The organism is Superficieibacter sp. HKU1 (assembly GCF_029319185.1).
Lineage (GTDB): Bacteria > Pseudomonadota > Gammaproteobacteria > Enterobacterales > Enterobacteriaceae > Superficieibacter.
The window spans coordinates 813,550-831,776 of the sequence record NZ_CP119754.1 but is presented as its reverse complement, the minus strand read 5'-3'; the positions used below and the strand labels follow the sequence as shown (position 1 = coordinate 831,776).

Annotated in this window: 17 protein-coding genes; 5 read left to right on the top strand and 12 right to left on the bottom strand. The window is 55.2% G+C overall.

The genetic code is table 11. The annotated features are described in order from the left end of the window. Window positions 1-2 precede the first annotated feature (2 nt). The 4 genes from creD to creA are packed head-to-tail and all read right to left on the bottom strand — an operon-like array spanning window position 3 to window position 4,028. Window positions 3-1,370 carry a cell envelope integrity protein CreD gene (creD, locus tag P0H77_RS04070; protein ID WP_276163683.1) on the bottom strand — a complete coding sequence of 456 codons (1,368 nt, stop codon included), beginning with the start codon at window positions 1,368-1,370 and terminating at the stop codon, window positions 3-5. Window positions 1,371-1,427: 57 nt separating this feature from the next. Then, window positions 1,428-2,852, bottom strand: a complete 1,425-nt coding sequence (gene creC, locus P0H77_RS04065) for a two-component system sensor histidine kinase CreC (RefSeq protein WP_276163682.1) — start codon at window positions 2,850-2,852, stop codon at window positions 1,428-1,430. Next, window positions 2,852-3,541: a two-component system response regulator CreB gene (gene creB, locus P0H77_RS04060; RefSeq protein WP_276163681.1), complete on the bottom strand. Its 690-nt coding sequence runs from the start codon at window positions 3,539-3,541 to the stop codon at window positions 2,852-2,854. Before creB ends, creC begins: the two co-directional genes overlap by 1 nt. 13 nt (window positions 3,542-3,554) lie before the next feature. After that, window positions 3,555-4,028 carry a protein CreA gene (gene creA, locus P0H77_RS04055; protein WP_276163680.1) on the bottom strand — a complete coding sequence of 158 codons (474 nt, stop codon included), beginning with the start codon at window positions 4,026-4,028 and terminating at the stop codon, window positions 3,555-3,557. Window positions 4,029-4,237: 209 nt separating this feature from the next. Here creA and robA point away from each other — a divergent pair, with 209 nt between their 5' ends. Continuing rightward, window positions 4,238-5,107 carry an MDR efflux pump AcrAB transcriptional activator RobA gene (gene robA, locus P0H77_RS04050; protein WP_276163679.1) on the top strand — a complete coding sequence of 290 codons (870 nt, stop codon included), beginning with the start codon at window positions 4,238-4,240 and terminating at the stop codon, window positions 5,105-5,107. On the opposite strand, the gene gpmB is transcribed toward robA, so the two are convergent. After that, entirely contained in the window at window positions 5,104-5,751 is a 648-nt protein-coding gene (gene gpmB / locus P0H77_RS04045) for a 2,3-diphosphoglycerate-dependent phosphoglycerate mutase GpmB (protein WP_276163678.1), read from the bottom strand. The genes robA and gpmB overlap by 4 nt on opposite strands. A 52-nt stretch (window positions 5,752-5,803) precedes the next feature. Here gpmB and yjjX point away from each other — a divergent pair, with 52 nt between their 5' ends. After that, entirely contained in the window at window positions 5,804-6,319 is a 516-nt protein-coding gene (gene yjjX, locus P0H77_RS04040; protein WP_276165039.1) for an inosine/xanthosine triphosphatase, read from the top strand. 21 nt (window positions 6,320-6,340) lie between these two features. On the opposite strand, the gene trpR is transcribed toward yjjX, so the two are convergent. Both trpR and sltY read right to left on the bottom strand, forming a co-directional pair. Then, complete coding sequence (gene trpR / locus P0H77_RS04035; RefSeq protein ID WP_276163677.1) at window positions 6,341-6,667, bottom strand: trp operon repressor; 327 nt, start codon at window positions 6,665-6,667, stop codon at window positions 6,341-6,343. Window positions 6,668-6,758: 91 nt separating this feature from the next. Beyond that, on the bottom strand, window positions 6,759-8,696 hold the full coding sequence (gene sltY / locus P0H77_RS04030) for a murein transglycosylase (RefSeq protein ID WP_276163676.1): 1,938 nt from the start codon (window positions 8,694-8,696) through the stop codon (window positions 6,759-6,761). A gap of 201 nt (window positions 8,697-8,897) precedes the next feature. Between sltY and ettA the strand changes: the two genes are divergently transcribed. Next, a complete protein-coding gene (gene ettA / locus P0H77_RS04025; protein ID WP_276163675.1) occupies window positions 8,898-10,565 on the top strand; it encodes an energy-dependent translational throttle protein EttA in 1,668 nt (555 codons plus the stop codon). 117 nt (window positions 10,566-10,682) lie between these two features. On the opposite strand, the gene nadR is transcribed toward ettA, so the two are convergent. The 3 genes from nadR to serB all read right to left on the bottom strand — a co-directional run bounded on the left by nadR (window position 10,683) and on the right by serB (window position 14,429). Then, window positions 10,683-11,939, bottom strand: coding sequence for a multifunctional transcriptional regulator/nicotinamide-nucleotide adenylyltransferase/ribosylnicotinamide kinase NadR (gene nadR / locus P0H77_RS04020; RefSeq protein ID WP_276163674.1), 1,257 nt, complete (start codon window positions 11,937-11,939; stop codon window positions 10,683-10,685). Between the two features lie 82 nt (window positions 11,940-12,021). Then, complete coding sequence (radA, locus tag P0H77_RS04015) at window positions 12,022-13,404, bottom strand: DNA repair protein RadA (protein ID WP_276163673.1); 1,383 nt, start codon at window positions 13,402-13,404, stop codon at window positions 12,022-12,024. Between the two features lie 56 nt (window positions 13,405-13,460). Then, window positions 13,461-14,429: a phosphoserine phosphatase gene (serB, locus tag P0H77_RS04010; RefSeq protein WP_276163672.1), complete on the bottom strand. Its 969-nt coding sequence runs from the start codon at window positions 14,427-14,429 to the stop codon at window positions 13,461-13,463. A gap of 135 nt (window positions 14,430-14,564) precedes the next feature. Between serB and lplA the strand changes: the two genes are divergently transcribed. Both lplA and P0H77_RS04000 read left to right on the top strand, forming a co-directional pair. Further along, window positions 14,565-15,581 carry a lipoate--protein ligase LplA gene (gene lplA, locus P0H77_RS04005; RefSeq protein WP_276163671.1) on the top strand — a complete coding sequence of 339 codons (1,017 nt, stop codon included), beginning with the start codon at window positions 14,565-14,567 and terminating at the stop codon, window positions 15,579-15,581. A 6-nt stretch (window positions 15,582-15,587) separates the two neighbouring features. Continuing rightward, window positions 15,588-15,848 (top strand): XRE family transcriptional regulator, encoded by a 261-nt coding sequence (locus tag P0H77_RS04000; RefSeq protein WP_276163670.1) that lies wholly within the window; start codon window positions 15,588-15,590, stop codon window positions 15,846-15,848. Window positions 15,849-16,037: 189 nt separating this feature from the next. Here P0H77_RS04000 and deoD read toward each other — a convergent pair whose 3' ends face one another. Next, window positions 16,038-16,757, bottom strand: coding sequence for a purine-nucleoside phosphorylase (gene deoD, locus P0H77_RS03995; protein WP_276163669.1), 720 nt, complete (start codon window positions 16,755-16,757; stop codon window positions 16,038-16,040). 150 nt (window positions 16,758-16,907) lie between these two features. Then, entirely contained in the window at window positions 16,908-18,131 is a 1,224-nt protein-coding gene (gene deoB / locus P0H77_RS03990) for a phosphopentomutase (protein ID WP_276163668.1), read from the bottom strand. Window positions 18,132-18,227: the final 96 nt, after the last annotated feature.

Below are 18,227 nucleotides of genomic sequence, written 5' to 3'. Positions count from 1 at the left end.
TCTTATTTCCATAATCGTAATTGATCGTCGGTCATTTCTGGCTGCGCCGTTTTTTTCCTGCGTCCATAAACGCTGTGCCAGTCGACATTTTTGGTCAGCAGCATAATGGCGCTCAGTGCAATAAACAGCACCCCGCTTCCCAGCAATAACGCATTCTCTTCAGAACGTAACAGTTGCCACATCACGCCATCCAGTGCCAGCAGCACGCCAGTAAACAACAGGCTATTCCGCCATCCTTTCAGCACGGCATGCAGGTAAAATGCGTTCAGCATCGCTCCGGCAAGGCTGGCGCAAATCCAGGCCGCCGTAAAGCCAATGTGCTCGGAGAGAGCGAGTAAAATCAGATAAAACATCACCAGTGACAGCCCTACCAGCAGGTATTGCACCGGGTGCATCCGTAACGTCGTCAGGGTTTCGAAGACAAAGAAAGCCATAAACGTCAGGCCGATCAGCAGAATGGCGTACTTGGTTGCCCGGTCAGTAAGCTGATACTGGTCTGAGGGCGTGGCAATATTGACGCTAAAGGCGGGCAGCGATTTCCAGCTCTCGTCAGCATCGCGCAAAAACCGGCTGTCGAGATTGTTGGCAAACCAGGAGCTTTGCCACTGGGCCTGAAAACCGCTGGGAGTGATTTCGCGTTTTGTCGGAAGATAATCGCCGGTAAAGCCCGGATGCGGCCAGTTACCGATAAGCGACATTTCGCTATTACGGCCCACCGGCACCAGCGCCAGCGGTCCTGTGCCGCTGAGGTTCAGCGACAACTCCACGCTAAGATGCTTTTCATCGATCGCCCGTGAAGGCAGTGGAATATGGATCCCCGGCTCATCAAGCAGCATACCGGGTCCAGGTTCAGCGTTAAACATTTCGCCGTTCACATTGGCCGGTTCAACCCGGCCAATCCCTCGCGCATCGCCCACGCTTAACACGATGAAAGGTTCACCGGCAATGGTACCGGCCTCCACAATATCTTTCAGCCGGGCCGGATCGAACTCGGCCTTAAGCGACAGATCGCCATGCCAGACGTTACCGTCATAAATGCCAATTTGCCGCGATTCAACGTCCTGATTGCCTTTCACCATGAGCGACTCAGGAAGCCAGTAATGCAGGGCAATCCGCTTTTCCTGCACTTGCTCGTTCGTGCCATCATCACGCGGGCGCAGGACGGTATAGAGCTCCGTCACCGGAATCGCAATCAGCGGCCCCACCACCTTTTGCGGACCGCTGGTGCTTTGCCGCAGCGTAGCTTCAACGTCATCGCGATAATTGGCACGTTCGGTAATGACGTTATGCAGCATAATAAGCGGGACTAACAGCAGTAACATACACCCTATGAGGGTAGCCATTTTGATAAAAACCGGTGATTTCAGCATAGTGTTCTCCTCTGTGATGCGCGGAGAATAAAACGGCTATGTGTGCAGACGTTGAAGCTATGTGAAGTGACGGTGAAGCGTCAGGGTGGCTTCTGTGCCTGTCGGCAAGACATTCACCAACTGGATACTACCGCGATGCAGTCGGGCGACTTCTCGCACGAAGGCCAGCCCCAGCCCGCTGCTCTTGTGGCCGTTTTCACGCGGCAGGGAATAAAAGCGCTCGAAGAGACGGTCGAGGGCATAGTCAGGGATACCGCTGCCGCTATCGGTTACGCGGATGAGCACCTGTTCCTCCTGCGCGCGTGCCGTCAGCCAGATACTGCCCCCGGCGGGCGTGAAATCAATCGCGTTATCCAGCAGATTCCCCAGCGCTTCGTCCAGCAGTTCCGACTCTCCTGCAACCTGAAGGTCGCTCTCATCGTACTGAAGCGCAATGCCTTTACGCTCAAGCTGAATGCTTCGCGATTCACGCAGGCGGACGAAAAGCGCATTCACCGAAACGGCAGCCAGCGGGATTTCAAGGCGGCTTTCGACTTTCGCCTGCAGCAACAGTTTTTCAACCAGCACCTGCATCCGCGCATTCTGCGTCAGAATATTGTCGGTAAAACGCGCCGCCACCTGCGGGGGAGGCGCTTCCTGCAGGATCTCCGCCGCACCACGAATAGCGGCCAGCGGGCTTTTTAATTCATGCGTCAGCGCGTGAACGTAGTGCTCAATATAATTTTTCCCCTCAAGCTTGACGCGCATGCTTTCCAGAGCGCTGGCCAGTTTACGCAGTTCGCTGCTGCCGACATCCGGTAGCGGTACAGGCTGTTCAAGCGTCACAGAATCGGCATAGCGAACCAGCTTGCCGATGGAGCGGTTGATCCACCAGACCATCACGCCGCCAATCATCAGCGCAATGCCGAGCAGCGCGCCACCGGCCCACAGAATGCGATGCTCACTGCGTTTGATCACCGGGGTCATGGTATTATTGGCTTTACCGACGCTGAGTACCCCAATAATTTTTCCGTCGTGGATAATGGGAGCGGCAACGTACATTACGGTACTGTCAGCATCGTCAGGATCGATTTGTGTGCTGCGCGCGCCGTATTTCCCCCGCAGGGTCAGCCAGACGTCATTCCAGCGAGAATAATCCTGCCCCACCGCCCGGCCGGCAGAGTCGAACACCACTTTCCCCTGCGCGTCAGTCATGTAGAGAAGGTACTCGTTGCGCCTTTTTTTAATGCCGCTAATGCTGGCATTAATCGGTTGATAGCGTAGATCGGCGAATGCTTTGGCCAGACGGCCATGCTGCGTATTGCCGGAGAGCAGATCGTCTTTCGCCAGTTCAGCCATCAGCGTGGCGGTATCAATCAGCGTCCCTTCCATCGCCCGCCGCACGCCTGGCTTTACTTCCTGCACAAAAATGGAAAACACAAACCAGCCTGCGACGGCGACAATCAAAAAGTAGCCGAGCAGCAAACGCATTCCCATGCGCATTACTGGATCCCCAGGCTGTAGCCGAGACCGCGGTGGGTGTTAATAGGTGAGAGATCGGGATTAATGGCGCGCAGCTTGCCGCGCAGGGTTTTGATATGGGTATCGACGGTGCGATCAAAACTCTCCTGCGCATCAACCCATACCTTGTCCATCAGTTGCTGGCGTGAAAAAACCTGGCCTGGTGATTTCAGCAGCGTTTTTAGCAGCAAATATTCATAACGGGTGAGCGGTAAGGGCTGTCCGCACCAGCGGATATTCGCGCCGGTTTCGTTCAGTTCAAACAAGCCGATACGTTGCAGGGGCGACGGCTCGCTGCTTTTTTGCAGACGGCGCAGCACAACGCGTACCCGCGCACAGACTTCGCGCGGGGAGAACGGCTTCGCAATATAATCATCCGCCCCCATCTCAAGGCCCAGCAGCTTATCGACCTCGTCGTTGCGGGCCGTCAGGAACAGGATCGGCAGCGCCGGATAATGGGTCTGAAGCTGTCGGCACAGCTCAAAGCCGCTAATATCCGGCAACCCGATATCAAGGATCGCCAGATCCGGCACCTGATGCCGCGCCGCGTCAAGTACGGGTAGCCCGCGTTCGAAGGCGTTAACCGCAAATCCTTCCTGTTGCAGCGTATAAATAAGCGTTTCCGCGATGCTGACTTCATCCTCAACTAACCAGATTAATGGCTGCTGCATAGGGGATCTCTGTTTACTCTCTCCACGGCATGATCGGCACCGCACTCAGTGCGTTTTTCGGCGAGCCTTCAACAACTTTGTCCGAATAGGCCAGGTAAGCCAGCGTGTTACGTTTTGCATCGTAGAATCGTACCACCTGGAGTTTCTTGAAGACCAGCGAGGTCCGTTTCTGGAATACGACATTGCCCTGCTTTTTGCCGGATTTGATTTTATCGTTCAGCTCAATCGGCCCCACTTGCTGACAGGAAATCGCCGCGTCGGCGGTATCTTCCGCCAGGCCCAGGCCGCCTTTGATCCCGCCAGTTTTAGCGCGGCTGATATAACAGGTTACGTTTTTGATATCCGGATCGTCGAATGCTTCTACGACGATTTTATGATCAGGGCCAAACATTTTGAAGACGGTGTCGACGGAACCCACTTCTTCAGCATGAGCAAGCTGAGCGGTGGTGGCCAGCAGCAGCGAGAGAACTAAGCGCTTATATTTCATATTGTTACTTTTTCCAAATATTTAACGGCGTGATTATTCAACTTTTCTAAAGAAACTGTTTATAGATCACTGGATTAGAAAGATCATCTTTTTGGGTTACCTACCATCGCACTAATTCGCAAAAAAAACACTGAATGCTAAAACATCAAAAAATGCTATTATCCGCTACCTTAGTATCAGGCACCTGCATTTATGGATGAGGACATTGTATGGATCAGGCTGGGATCATTCGCGATCTGCTTACCTGGCTGGAAGGGCATCTTGACCAACCCCTTTCACTCGATAATGTGGCGGCAAAAGCTGGCTATTCCAAGTGGCATCTGCAAAGGATGTTTAAAGATGTGACCGGCCACGCCATCGGTGCCTATATTCGTGCGCGTCGTTTATCCAAATCCGCTGTTGCCTTGCGCCTGACCGCGCGTCCGATCCTTGATATTGCCCTTCAGTACCGCTTTGATTCGCAGCAGACGTTTACTCGCGCGTTTAAAAAGCAGTTTGCCCTGACGCCCGCGCTTTATCGCCGCTCGCCGGACTGGAGTTCGTTCGGCATGCGTCCGCCGCTGCGCCTGTCTGAATTTAGCATGCCTCACTATGAATTTGTGACGTTGCAGCTAACGGAGCTGGTCGGGGTCACACAGAGTTATACCTGCAAACTGGAAGAGATTTCCGATTTCCGTAATCAGATGCGCATTCAGTTCTGGCGGGAATTTCTGGGGAATTCTCCCTCGCTGCCACGCGTACTGTACGGCTTGCATGAGCCGCGTCCCAGTCTGGAAAAAGACGACGAGCAGGAAGTGTTCTACACCACGGCATTAACCGCTGACATGGTCAATGGACACCTGCAAAACGGACAAGCGGTGAAGCTGGAAGGGGGTGAATACATTCAGTTCACCTACGAGGGGCCGGGAACTGGCTTGCAGGAGTTTATTCTCACCGTTTACGGCACCTGTATGCCAATGCTGAATCTGACCCGTCGTAAAGGCCAGGATATTGAGCGTTTCTTCCCGCAGGATGAAGCACGGAATCAGGAGCCGCCGATACAGATTCGTTGCGAATACCTGATTCCGATCCGCCGTTAACGCTGCAATTCGTCCAGCGCAGGGGCGTCAAGATGCGAGACATCCCCTGCCGTCTCAACGACCCATCCCGACGCCAGCCACGGGCTTTGCTGGTAATCAATCCGCGAGATTGAACAGTTGCGCAGGCGCAGGCGACGTTCTGCCCAGGCAGGCAGACCGAGAATGGTGCTGACCAGACAGCCCAGCGCCATGCCATGACTGACCACCAGCGGGCGACTCCCCTGCGGTAGTTCCAGACACGCTGCCAGCGCCGCATGCATACGGTCACTCAGTTCCTGCATCGACTCTCCGTCCGGAATACGTCCGTCTGATGTGCCATTGACCAGCTGCCGACGCCACGCTTCTTCATCGCCGGTTAAAGAATCAATATGCCGCTCTTCCAGCACGCCCATATCCAGTTCGCGCAGGCGCGGATCGAATGTGACTTCACAGCCACAGGCATCGGCGATAATCGCTGCCGTCTGGCGGGTACGGCCTAAATCGCTGGAAATGATGTGGGTGATGCCCAATGCTTTCGCCCGTTCCCCCACCTGATGCGCTTGCCGTTCACCTTTTTCAGTGAGCGGACTGTCAGACTGGCCCTGAATACGTCGCTCGGCGTTCCACTGCGTCTCACCGTGGCGAACAAGGTATACCTGTAACATGTTGTTTATCCGTTATACTGCGATGATATTTTATTGAGAGTTAATGATGATTATGCACAATGTTGTCGCCGCTACCACTAATCCAGCCAAAATTCAGGCAATTCTCCAGGCATTTAACGAGATCTTCGGCGAAAGCGCGTGTCACATCGACCCCGTATCCGTCGCCAGCGACGTTCCTGAGCAGCCTTTCGGCAGCGAGGAAACGCGCGCCGGAGCGCGAAATCGACTGAAAAACGCCCGGAAACTGCGTCCCGATGCCGATTTCTGGGTCGCCATTGAAGCAGGAATCGACGATGGCAGCACCTTTAGCTGGGTGGTGATTGAGAGTGGTCAACAGCGCGGCGAAGCGCGCTCTGCCACCCTGCCGCTGCCAGCGGCGATCCTCGAAAAAGTCAACGCCGGTGAGGCGCTGGGTCCGGTAATGTCACAGTATACCGGCATTGATGAAATCGGCCGGAAAGAGGGCGCGATTGGGATTTTTACGGCCGGAAAGCTGACCCGCAGCAGCGTGTATCATCAGGCGGTGATCCTGGCGCTGAGTCCGTTTCACAATGCGGTTTATCGGTAGTATTTTACCGGGTATCTGCCCTCAGTCATTTCTGAGCAGAACGGTCTCTAACCACTGCCGTAGCTCTACCGGCGCGGATTTAAGGCTATTGGATCCGCGCGTAATGGTGGCAATCCCTGCGCCTAACTCGTTTTTAAGCTCGCGCTGGCTCATTTCGCCGCGCAGCAGCTCTTCAATAATACGTACCCGCGTGCCCAGTGCTTCGCGCTCGTCGGGCGTCAGCATCAGTTGCAGAAACGGAATGTGCAAATCTTCTACACAGGATTGCTGAAGCAGCTCCACAAAACGAAGCCACTCCTGATTGCGCTGCTCGGCCAGAGCCGGAGAATAAGGTGATTGCTGGGTCATGTCACACCGCCTTGTTATAACAGGAGATACCAAGGTATCTCCTGCCTGATGTACTCTTAAACGAGTACAAGCATAACATAACTCATCAGGATCAGTAACGATGATCCCATTCCGCGTCGTTAAGGATGACCGGCTTCTGCCCCATAAAGTAACGATAGTAAGCATCATAGGCGAGCACGTTCTTCACGTAGCCGCGCGTTTCAGAGAATGGAATACTTTCCACGAACGCCACCGCATCAATACGTCCGGCGCTGTTACCCACCCAGGTACGCACGCGCCCCGGACCGGCGTTATAGGCTGCCGAAGCAAAAATGCGGTTATTACCGAACTGCTGATAGACATACTGCAGATAGCGGGTACCAATCGTAATATTGGTTTCCGGATCCAGTAGCTGCCCCTGATTGCTATAACCCGCAATAGAGAACATTTTCACCGTATGGGTGGCGGTCGCAGGCATAATCTGCATCAGGCCAGACGCGCCGACCGGTGAGCGAACTTTTGGATTCCAGGCGCTCTCCTGCCGGGCGATTGCCATCGCATAGCTTTGCGGGATGTCTTTGTCGCTGGTATAGCGGGCAAAAAGATCGTTCCACGCCAGCGGGAAACGCTCTTCCAGCTGATCCCACAGTTTACCGGCAATGGTCGCCTGCACGCTCAGATCCCACCACTGGCGGTCAAAAGCGTAACGCGCCAGTTGCGCCTGCTCCGTTTTCGTCCGGCTGCTGACCAGATTCGCCCATTCACTGCGGGCCGTATTATCCAGACCCCAGTACATCAGCTCGCGCACCCTGCCCATTTCTGCGCCCTGAACCAGAGCAGGATCGGCGTTGCCTGGCGCTTTATCGATTTTAAGCTGGTAATCTTCGCCGAGACGGCGGGCAGCAACCATGGGATAGAACCCGCGCTCCTTCATTAGCGCATGCAGGATCTCTTTTGCTTGCGCATCCCGTCCACGCTCCAGCAGCAAATCGGCCTGCCAGTAGCGCCATTCATCTTTCTCTTTGGCTTCCATCGGCAAGCGCGCCAGCCAGGTATTGAGGCCCTTACGGTCGCCGGCGCCCAGCGCCATCCGCACGCGACGCTCAAGTAACGACACCGACTGCGAGCGCATAATGGCATCATCGCGCCAGCGCGCCTGCTCGTCGGTGACATCATTGCCCATCAGCCGCCAGGCGACGATATCGCGCAACTCCTGGGTTTGCTCCTCATTTAACTCCTGCGCCTGAACCAGCGAAGGGATCATCAGGCGCGCGTTTTCCGCGTCCTGGCGCGCGACGCTGGCGAACGCGACGGCCGCCATCTGACGGGTGAAATCGGTGGCACCGGTCATCCGGGCAAAGGTCAGCACGCTATCCGGCGCATTCGCCAGCGACATCACGGCGGTAGAGATTGTCTGGTAGTCAGACGGCATTTGTCCGGCCAGCGTATTCACCAGCCCGGTGTTACCGGCTTTCATCGCCAGACGAATACGCTCCAGATACGCGCGCGGATCCTGCGTTCCCGACGCTCGCCAGGCGCCAAACAGCTTATCGCAGGCATTAGGCTGACTTTTCCCGGTCAGCCACAGATCTTTAGCCCCGTCCCAGGCTTCCTGCGCCTGTCCGGTACTCCACTTCGCAAAGTAATAGTTACATTGTGCCTCGGTAGAGCCAGGTTTATCCGGGCTAAAGGCCAGCAAGCCACGCCAGTCCTCACGACGCGCCAGTTCATTCACAAAGCGGGATTTCAACGTACGGGCCGACGGCAGGGTTGGATTAGCCTGCACAAACTGACTGACCGCAATCGCCGTCTGATTTTGCAGATTGTCGGTGATTTGACGGTATTCGAGATAAGGATAAAGGGGATAGCTTTGCAACGTCGGCATTAGTTGATCGACCGTCTCCATCTGACGGTTATCCCACGCCTGTTTCACCTGGGCATAGCGGTTACGCTGTTCATCCAGTGAATCAGCATGGACCTGGTAGCTAACGCTCATCAGACAAGCGCTAACGGCCAGAAGTCGCCAGGCCACATCGTTGGCTCTTTTCACAAGCTCTTCCTCTTTATTTAATGAATTACTCAGGCAGCATCGTGCCGCGTAAAGTGTTTATGCTAATCAGACATTGCACATTCCGCCACGTTCCGGACATTTTTTTACTTTAGCGCGACAGGCGGGTCCGCTGGGATTCAGTCAGGAAAACGGCTACACTTCGCCTTTGAACTCATTACCATAAAAGAGGCGAAGTCCAACGTGGCTCAATTCGTTTATACCATGCATCGTGTCGGCAAAGTGGTTCCGCCGAAACGTCATATTTTGAAAAACATCTCCCTGAGCTTCTTCCCTGGCGCAAAAATCGGTGTACTGGGCCTGAACGGTGCCGGTAAATCTACCCTGCTGCGCATCATGGCCGGTATTGATACCGATATTGAAGGGGAAGCTCGCCCACAGCCGGGTCTCAAGATTGGCTACCTGCCGCAGGAGCCGAAGCTGAACCCGGAACATACCGTTCGTGAATCCGTTGAAGAAGCGGTTGCCGAAGTAGTTAACGCGCTCAAAGGCCTGGATGAAGTGTACGCGATGTACGCCGAGCCGGATGCAGACTTTGATAAGCTGGCTGCGCAACAGGGTAAATTTGAAGAGATCATCCAGGCGCATGACGGTCACAACCTGAACGTGCAGCTGGAACGCGCCGCCGACGCCCTGCGTCTGCCGGACTGGGATGCGAAAGTTGAGAAGCTGTCCGGGGGCGAGCGCCGCCGCGTCGCGCTGTGCCGCCTGCTGCTGGAAAAACCAGACATGCTGCTGCTCGACGAACCAACCAACCACCTGGATGCCGAATCCGTGGCGTGGCTGGAACGCTTCCTGCACGATTTCGAAGGTACCGTCGTGGCAATTACCCACGACCGTTACTTCCTGGATAACGTAGCAGGCTGGATTCTGGAGCTTGACCGCGGTGAAGGTATTCCGTGGGAAGGCAACTACTCCTCCTGGCTGGAGCAGAAAGATCAGCGTCTGGCGCAGGAAGCCTCTCAGGAAGCGGCGCGCCGTAAATCCATTGAGAAAGAGCTGGAGTGGGTCCGTCAGGGCGCGAAAGGCCGCCAGTCTAAAGGCAAGGCGCGTCTGGCACGCTTTGAAGAACTCAACAGCACCGAATACCAGAAACGTAACGAGACCAACGAACTGTTTATCCCACCTGGACCTCGTCTGGGCGATAAAGTCGTTGAAGTCAGCAACCTGCGTAAATCCTACGGCGACCGCGTGCTGATCGACGATCTGAGCTTCTCGGTACCGAAAGGCGCGATTGTCGGCATCATCGGTCCGAACGGCGCGGGTAAATCCACCCTGTTCCGTATGATGTCAGGCCAGGAACAGCCCGATAGCGGCACCATCACTTTGGGTGAAACCGTGAAACTGGCCTCCGTCGATCAGTTCCGTGATGCGATGGACAACAGCAAAACCGTGTGGGAAGAAGTTTCCGGCGGGCTGGATATCATGAAAATCGGCAACACCGAAATGCCAAGCCGCGCTTATGTAGGCCGCTTCAACTTCAAAGGTGTCGATCAGGGTAAACGCGTGGGCGAGCTGTCCGGCGGTGAGCGCGGTCGTCTGCACCTCGCGAAGCTGTTGCAGGTTGGCGGCAACATGCTGCTGCTCGATGAACCGACCAACGACCTGGATATCGAAACCCTGCGAGCGCTGGAAAACGCCCTGCTGGAGTTCCCGGGCTGCGCGATGGTGATCTCGCACGACCGCTGGTTCCTTGACCGCATCGCCACTCACATTCTGGACTACCAGGATGAAGGTAAGGTCGAGTTCTTCGAAGGTAACTTTACCGAATACGAAGAGTACAAGAAACGCACGCTGGGCGCGGATGCGCTGGAGCCGAAGCGGATTAAGTACAAACGTATCGCGAAGTAATCTGTACATGCCCGGTGGCGCTGCGCTTACCGGGCCTACGGTGAATACATGCAACTCGCTGATATTCTGTGGTTTTGTAGGCCGGGTAAGGCGAAGCCGCCACCCGGCACCTATTATCTACCCTTGCTCACCCATCAACTCTTTCACCAGCTCAACGCAACGCAAAAAGCGCGAGTCGTAGTCCGACTCTTCCACATGAACGAAGTCGATATTATTGGCTTCCAGCATGGCAACCAGTAACCGCTGAAACTCTTTACGATCCACCGAGCTGCCGAGACTACGCAGACCGTCCGCCACCCACGGCGTGTTGTTTTCCAGCAGGATCACCAGGTCAAAGCGATACTCATCGATCAGCGCCTGAACGAACGGATGCTCACGCCCTTCGTATTTTTTGCAGAAGGCCTGGGTGGTCACAAAATCGGTATCAACAAACGCGACTTTATTGGCGTATTTCACAGCGAAATCAATATACTGCGCCTGACCCAGCGCGATTTTATCGTAGTCGGAATACTGGAGCGCCATTTCGTCACCGCCCAGGTGAGAAAAAACGTAGTCGCGCCCATATTCCCAGGCGCTGGTGGTGTTGAAGATATTTGCCAGCTTGTTGACCAGCGTGGACTTACCGCTGGATTCGCCACCCAGCACCGCGATGGTACGCACGAAAAACGGCTTCACTTCTGTCGGAATATATTCCCAGTAGCGGAAAGGGTTGGCACGAATTTGTCCGCCGCTGATATTCATAAAGGTCCGTTTCGGATCGATGAGCACCGCCTCGGTGCCAAGATGCAGTGGATACTGTGCCGCGTCCGCCTCTTCGGAGGTGTAAATCCAGTTTGGCTGGATGCCCTTCTCCTCCATAAACGCGCTGATACCCCGGCTCCAGACGTCCCAGCCGTGCGGGTAAGGTTCCATCCCTTCTTCATTGAACGCATGGATGCGAATATTTTTCTGGTATTTAAAGGTCTGAAGCAGCCAGCGCAGGCGATCCGGCACCGTCGGCTGTTGCGACATTGCGCTGGCTTCAAACAACTGGCGGTCGCGCGTCTCGTCGTAGCCCATGATGATATGCAGTTCATCAACCTGGCTGCAGGCGCGCTGGATCAGATAAATATGCCCGGTATGCAGCGGATAAAATTTGCCGAACACCACGCCGACGCTCTTTTGTTTACGCGGGAACTCAAGCCCAAGGAAGCGATGCAGCGCTTCCAGCTTCTGCGCGCTGGGGCTTTTGATCTTGGCGTTGAGAAGCTGACTCAGATAACCTTTGGTCATACCGCTGGCGTCCGCCACCTGCTGAAGGGTGCAGCCTTTTTGTTTTATCGCGGTTTTCAGGTAATCAAATGACACAAGAGCCTCCTGCTGAGTTGGGGTCATACCATCCGGCTTCCTCCGCGGCCTGAGAGCGCTGCGCGCATCAGGCTACGGATCGACCGCCGGAAAGACGGCGAATCTTTTATTATAAGTCGTCAAATACGCTCAGGGCGTCAGAAAGTTTTTTAACACCAAAAACTTGCATCCCTTCCGGCGGTTTTTTAGGCACGTTGGCCGCCGGGACGATGGCGCGTTTAAAGCCATGTTTTGCCGCCTCGGAGATGCGCTCCTGACCACTCGGCACCGGGCGAATTTCACCCGCCAGCCCAACTTCGCCAAACACCACCAAATCGTGCGGCAATGGTCGGTCGCGCAGGCTGGAGACCATCGCCAGCAGCAAGGCAAGATCCGCGCTGGTTTCTGTGACTTTCACGCCGCCAACCACGTTGACGAACACATCCTGATCGGACATCTGTAGCCCGCCGTGACGATGCAGCACCGCCAGCAGGATCGCCAGACGGTTTTGCTCCAGTCCGACCGCCACCCGCCGTGGATTCGCCATCATCGAGTGATCGACCAGCGCCTGAATTTCCACCAGCAGCGGACGCGTGCCTTCCCAGACAACCATCACCGAACTACCGGAAGTGACCTCATCGCCACGGCTGAGGAAGATGGCGGACGGGTTGCTGACTTCGCGCAGTCCCTGTTCAGTCATGGCAAAAACGCCAAGTTCATTGACCGCGCCAAAGCGGTTTTTATGGCTGCGCAGGGTACGGAAACGGGAATCTGCGTCGCCGTCCAGCAGCACCGAACAGTCGATGCAGTGCTCCAGCACCTTTGGCCCGGCAAGCGATCCGTCTTTGGTGACGTGGCCGACCATCACAATCGCCACGCCGCGCGTTTTAGCGAAGCGGGTTAAATACGCGGCGGTCTCGCGGACCTGCGCCACGCTTCCCGGCGACGACTGAATATCCGCCATATGCATCACCTGAATGGAGTCGATGACCATCAGCTTCGGCTGCTCCTCATCGGCAATCATGCAGATCTGCTCAATACTGGTTTCCGAAAGCATATTCAGATTAGCCGTCGGCAGTCCCAGACGGTGCGCGCGCATGGCAACCTGCTGGAGTGATTCTTCCCCGGTGACATACAGCGTTTTCATCTGTTCGGCCAGCCGACACAGGGTTTGCAGCAGCAGCGTGGATTTACCTGCCCCAGGGTTACCGCCGATGAGGATCGCGCTGCCCGGCACGACGCCGCCGCCCAGTACGCGATCAAATTCTTTAAAGCCGGTGGAGAAGCGTGGCAGCGCTTCAAGGCTGATATCAGAAAGTTTTTGCACTTTCGACACGCCCGCGCTACCGGCATAACCGCTCAGTTTTTCATTGCGTGCCACGGTTGGCGATGCCGCGACGCGCACTTCGGTGATGGTGTTCCAGGCATGACAGGCGCTGCACTGCCCCTGCCAGCGCGGGTAATCCGCACCACATTCATTACAGACAAATGCGCGTTTTGGAGCTTTCGCCACGTTTTACCTCGTTATTTCATACTATTGCCGGCGGGTCGCCTGCTCCGGCATGTCAATTATTTCTGGTTCAGGCTACCGGACAGAATGCAGAACACGCCCATCAGATCCGCATGACGGATGGTCACTTCCGTTTTTTCATTCACTTTCGGTTTCGCATGATAGGCAATGCCCAGACCGGCGGTTTTAATCATCGGCAGGTCGTTTGCGCCATCGCCGATCGCCACGGTTTGCTCATGGGGGATGCCATACTCTTCTGCCAGGCGTAGCAGGGTCATGGCTTTATATTGCGCATCGACAATATCGCCGATCACATGCCCCGTGAACTTGCCATCTCTCATTTCCAGCTCGTTGGCAACCACGGCCGAAAGACGCAGCTTGTCACGCAGGTATTCAGCAAAGAAGGTGAAGCCGCCGGAGGCAATGGCCACTTTCCAGCCCAGCGATTCCAGTTTGAGTACCAGCTGGGTTAAGCCCGGCATCAACGGCAGTCCGTCGCGCACCTGATGCAGGATATTGGCATCCGCGCCTTCAAGCGTTGCCACGCGGCTGCGCAGGCTGGCAGTGAAGTCCAGCTCGCCACGCATCGCGCGCTCGGTCACTTCCGCGACCCTTTCCCCGGTACCGGCCAGTTTGGCGATTTCATCAATGCACTCAATCTGGATGGCGGTGGAATCCATGTCCATCACCAGCAGGCCCGGCGTGCGCAAATGCGGAATTTTACCCAGCGGTGCTACGTCCAGCCCCGCGTCATGTGCCAGACGCGTAGCACGCGCGGTCAGCGATCCGGCCAGCCGGATGACCTGGTAATCTTCCACGCACCACGCAGTGACGATCACCATAGCCGCGCCCAGCTTACGCTGATACTGGGTTAAGCGTTGTTTATCAAGACGACGACCGTACAGCAGCCAGCCGCTACGGCCTGCGTGGTAATCCAGCGGCATCACTTCATCACCGCTCAATGAGAGCGGTAAACCAGGCCATAAAGACACATCATCGGGCAGATCGCACCAGGTAATGTTGGGCATTACAACTCCTGTCTATCCGGGGTAAAACGACGCATGAGGCTACCCCGACAATAGCGCTTCTGGCAATATAGAAAAGACAATTTTCCGCAATATGGCGCTTATTTGCCGCAAAGCGATGATGAAAAGGATAGTTTGATGCCGACATTACGCCTGCTTCTTTCCGACTCGTACGATCCGTGGTTTAACCTGGCCGTAGAGGACACTATTTTCCGCCAGATGCCCGCCACGCAGCGCGTGCTGTTTTTGTGGCGCAATGCCGACACGGTAGTCATCGGACGCGCGCAAAATCCGTGGAGAGAGTGTAACACTCGCCGGATGGAAGAAGACAATGTGCGGCTGGCACGGCGCAGTAGCGGTGGCGGCGCGGTATTTCACGATCTCGGCAATACCTGTTTCACCTTTATGGCCGGAAAACCGGAGTACGATAAAACGGTCTCCACCGCGATTGTGCTCAATGCCTTAAACGCGTTGGGCGTTACGGCGGAGGCGTCCGGGCGCAACGATCTGGTGGTGAAAACGTCTGAAGGCGATCGGAAAGTCTCCGGTTCAGCCTATCGCGAAACCAAAGATCGCGGCTTCCATCACGGGACGCTGCTGCTCAATGCCGATCTCAGCCGCCTGGCTAATTATCTGAATCCGGATAAAAAGAAGCTGGCTGCCAAGGGCATTACCTCGGTTCGTGGCCGGGTCGCCAATCTGGTAGAGCTGCTACCAGGCATTACCCATCAGCAGATCTGCGAGGCGGTCACCGGGGCCTTTTTCAGCTGTTATGGTGAGCGCGTTGACGCCGAAATCATCTCACCGGAAAAAATGCCGGATCTGCCAAATTTTGCTGAAACCTTTGCCCGCCAGAGCAGCTGGGAGTGGAACTTCGGTCAGGCTCCGGCCTTTAGTCATTTGCTGGATGAACGCTTTACCTGGGGCGGCGTGGAACTGCATTTCGACGTTGAAAAAGGTCACATCACCCGCACGCAGATCTTTACCGATAGTCTGAATCCCGCGCCGCTGGAAGCGCTGGCAGGCCGTTTGCAGGGCTGCCTGTATCGGGCGGATATGCTACAGCAGGAATGCGAAGCGCTGCTGGTTGATTTCCCGGAGCAGGAAAAAGAGCTGCGGGAGGTATCGGCGTGGGTGGCCGGGGCAGTAAGGTAAAGCAAGGTGATTGATCTGCTAAAACAAGAACAAGCGATTGCATTAACCATGGTTAGTCAAAAAGTTTCCTGGCTTGCCGCAGTACGCATCTATAAAAATGTATCACGTACTGATGCAGCGAAAATGTTAAGCATCACTCCAGACGCGCTTAAACGTATCGAAAAAGAACAAATAAGTGCACATATGAAAAGTAGAATGGCAGAAATTTATGAATGTCCGGAGGCGTTGCTTGTATGCCCACCCTGGATGCATGGCCGTACCGAATGAATAGATTCCTGGATAGATTTAAAACGCCACGCCACTGAAAAATAACGGTAAATTTTTAAAAAATTAAAATTGGTGAATAGATACTTCGGGGAAAAATACGCCGGATGGCGGCTAATGCCTTATCCGGCGTGCAGATTTTGCGCAGTTTTGCAGGCCCGGTTTAGCGCTGCGCCACCGGGCTAAAAAAACTTACGCTTTATCGCCCAGCAGTACAGATTCCAGCGCGATTTTGATCATATCGTTGAAAGTGGTCTGACGTTCAGCCGCCGTCGTCTGTTCGTGGGTACGGATATGGTCAGACACGGTGCAGATGGTCAGTGCTTTCGCACCGAACTCAGCCGCCACGCCATAAATACCCGCCGCTTCCATTTCCACGCCCAGAATGCCGTATTTTTCCATCACGTCGAACATAGACGGGTCCGGCGTGTAAAACAGATCGGCAGAGAAGATGTTGCCGACGCGCGCTTCCACGCCCAGCGCTTTTGCCGCGTCAACCGCGTCACGCACCATGCCAAAGTCGGCAATGGCGGCGAAGTCATGGTCTTTAAAGCGCAGACGGTTCACTTTGGAGTCGGTGCAGGCGCCCATGCCGATCACGACATCACGCAGTTTCACGTCGGCACGCACCGCGCCGCAGGAACCAACGCGGATGATTTTTTTCACGCCGAAATCGGTGATCAGCTCTTTGGTGTAGATGGAGCAGGACGGGATCCCCATACCGTGACCCATTACAGAGATTTTGCGACCCTTGTAAGTACCGGTGTAACCCAGCATGCCGCGGACGTTGTTAACTTCACGCACGTCTTCGAGGAAGGTTTCAGCAATGTGTTTAGCGCGCAGCGGGTCGCCCGGCATCAAAACGACGTCAGCGAAGTCACCCATTTCTGCGTTAATGTGAGGAGTTGCCATCTTCAGGTCCTTATTCATTATATATTTATCAGAGAGGAGTACATCAGCCACTCCCCTGCACAATAGTGCCGAATGGCGGCTTCGCTTTACCCGGCCTACAAGTCGATAAAACCGCAGGCCCGGTAAGCAAAGCGCCACCGGACAATGGCATCACAGCATATTTTTGCCGTATTCCATTGGCGACGTACCGAAATAGCTCGCCACGGTCTGACCAATATCCGCGAAGGTTTCACGGTGCCCCAGCGAACCCGCTTTCACTTTCGGGCCGTAGATCAGCACCGGAATGTGTTCACGGGTGTGATCGGTCCCGGTCCAGCTTGGATCGCAGCCGTGGTCAGCGGTCAGGATCAGAATATCATCCTCTCCCACCAGTTCCATCAGCTCCGGCAGACGGCGGTCGAACAGCTCCAGACCCGCGGCATAACCGGCGATATCGCGACGGTGACCCCACGAAGAGTCGAAGTCCACGAAGTTAGTGAACACGATGGTCTCATCACCCGCGTCTTTCATCTCTTTAATGGTGGCGTCGAACAGCGCGTCCAGACCGGTCGCTTTCACTTTTTTGGTGATGCCGCAGTTGGCGTAGATATCCGCAATCTTGCCAACAGAAACCACCTGGCCGTTTTTCTCATCGACCAGTTTTTGCAGCACGGTCGGCGCCGGCGGTTCGACGGCCAGATCGTGACGGTTGCCGGTACGCTGGAAGTTACCGGCTTTATCACCGACAAACGGACGGGCAATAACGCGGCCAATGTTGTAGCCGCCTTCCGTCAGCTCTTCACGGGCGATTTCACACAGCTCGTAAAGTTTATCGAGGCCAAAAGTTTCTTCATGACAGGCGATCTGGAATACAGAGTCCGCAGAGGTGTAGAAAATCGGCTTGCCGGTTTTCATGTGCTCTTCACCCAGCTGGTCCAGGATCACCGTTCCGGAAGAGTGGCAGTTGCCGAGGTAGCCTGGCAGGCTGGCACGTTCCACCAGCTTATCGAGCAGTTCCTGCGGGAAACTGTTTTCATGGTCGCTAAAGTAGCCCCAGTCAAACAGCACCGGTACACCAGCGATTTCCCAGTGTCCGGACGGGGTATCTTTACCGGAGGAAAGTTCATGCGCCCAGGCATAAGCGCCGATAACTTCAGCGTTGCCATCAAGACCAGCAGCAATTTTACCGGTCGAACCTTCGTGAGCTTTCGCCAGCCCCAGGCGGGTCAGGTTAGGCAGGTGTAACGGGCCTTTACGGCCATGGTCAGCCTCGCCTTTGGCGCAGGCTTCTGCGATATGACCCAGCGTATCAGAACCTGTGTCACCAAAGTTTTTCGCATCTTCGGTAGCGCCGATGCCGAAAGAGTCCAGCACCATAATAAATGCACGTTTCATAGTTTCTCCGTACGTAGTGCTCATAAAAAAAAGCGATCAGATCAGTATACCCTAAATCATTAGCGTTTTGGGAAGATGACCGCGACCGGCACCGCC

Coding starts and splice junctions, on each gene's coding strand:
- robA (WP_276163679.1), top strand. CDS start 4,238: ATGGATCAGGCTGGGATCATTCGCGATCTGCTTACCTGGCTGGAAGGG.
- deoD (WP_276163669.1), bottom strand. CDS start 16,757: ATGGCAACTCCTCACATTAACGCAGAAATGGGTGACTTCGCTGACGTC.
- creB (WP_276163681.1), bottom strand. CDS start 3,541: ATGCAGCAGCCATTAATCTGGTTAGTTGAGGATGAAGTCAGCATCGCG.
- creA (WP_276163680.1), bottom strand. CDS start 4,028: ATGAAATATAAGCGCTTAGTTCTCTCGCTGCTGCTGGCCACCACCGCT.
- lplA (WP_276163671.1), top strand. CDS start 14,565: ATGCCGACATTACGCCTGCTTCTTTCCGACTCGTACGATCCGTGGTTT.
- yjjX (WP_276165039.1), top strand. CDS start 5,804: ATGCACAATGTTGTCGCCGCTACCACTAATCCAGCCAAAATTCAGGCA.
- creD (WP_276163683.1), bottom strand. CDS start 1,370: ATGCTGAAATCACCGGTTTTTATCAAAATGGCTACCCTCATAGGGTGT.
- trpR (WP_276163677.1), bottom strand. CDS start 6,667: ATGACCCAGCAATCACCTTATTCTCCGGCTCTGGCCGAGCAGCGCAAT.
- deoB (WP_276163668.1), bottom strand. CDS start 18,131: ATGAAACGTGCATTTATTATGGTGCTGGACTCTTTCGGCATCGGCGCT.
- serB (WP_276163672.1), bottom strand. CDS start 14,429: ATGCCCAACATTACCTGGTGCGATCTGCCCGATGATGTGTCTTTATGG.
- creC (WP_276163682.1), bottom strand. CDS start 2,852: ATGCGCATGGGAATGCGTTTGCTGCTCGGCTACTTTTTGATTGTCGCC.
- gpmB (WP_276163678.1), bottom strand. CDS start 5,751: ATGTTACAGGTATACCTTGTTCGCCACGGTGAGACGCAGTGGAACGCC.
- nadR (WP_276163674.1), bottom strand. CDS start 11,939: ATGACCCCAACTCAGCAGGAGGCTCTTGTGTCATTTGATTACCTGAAA.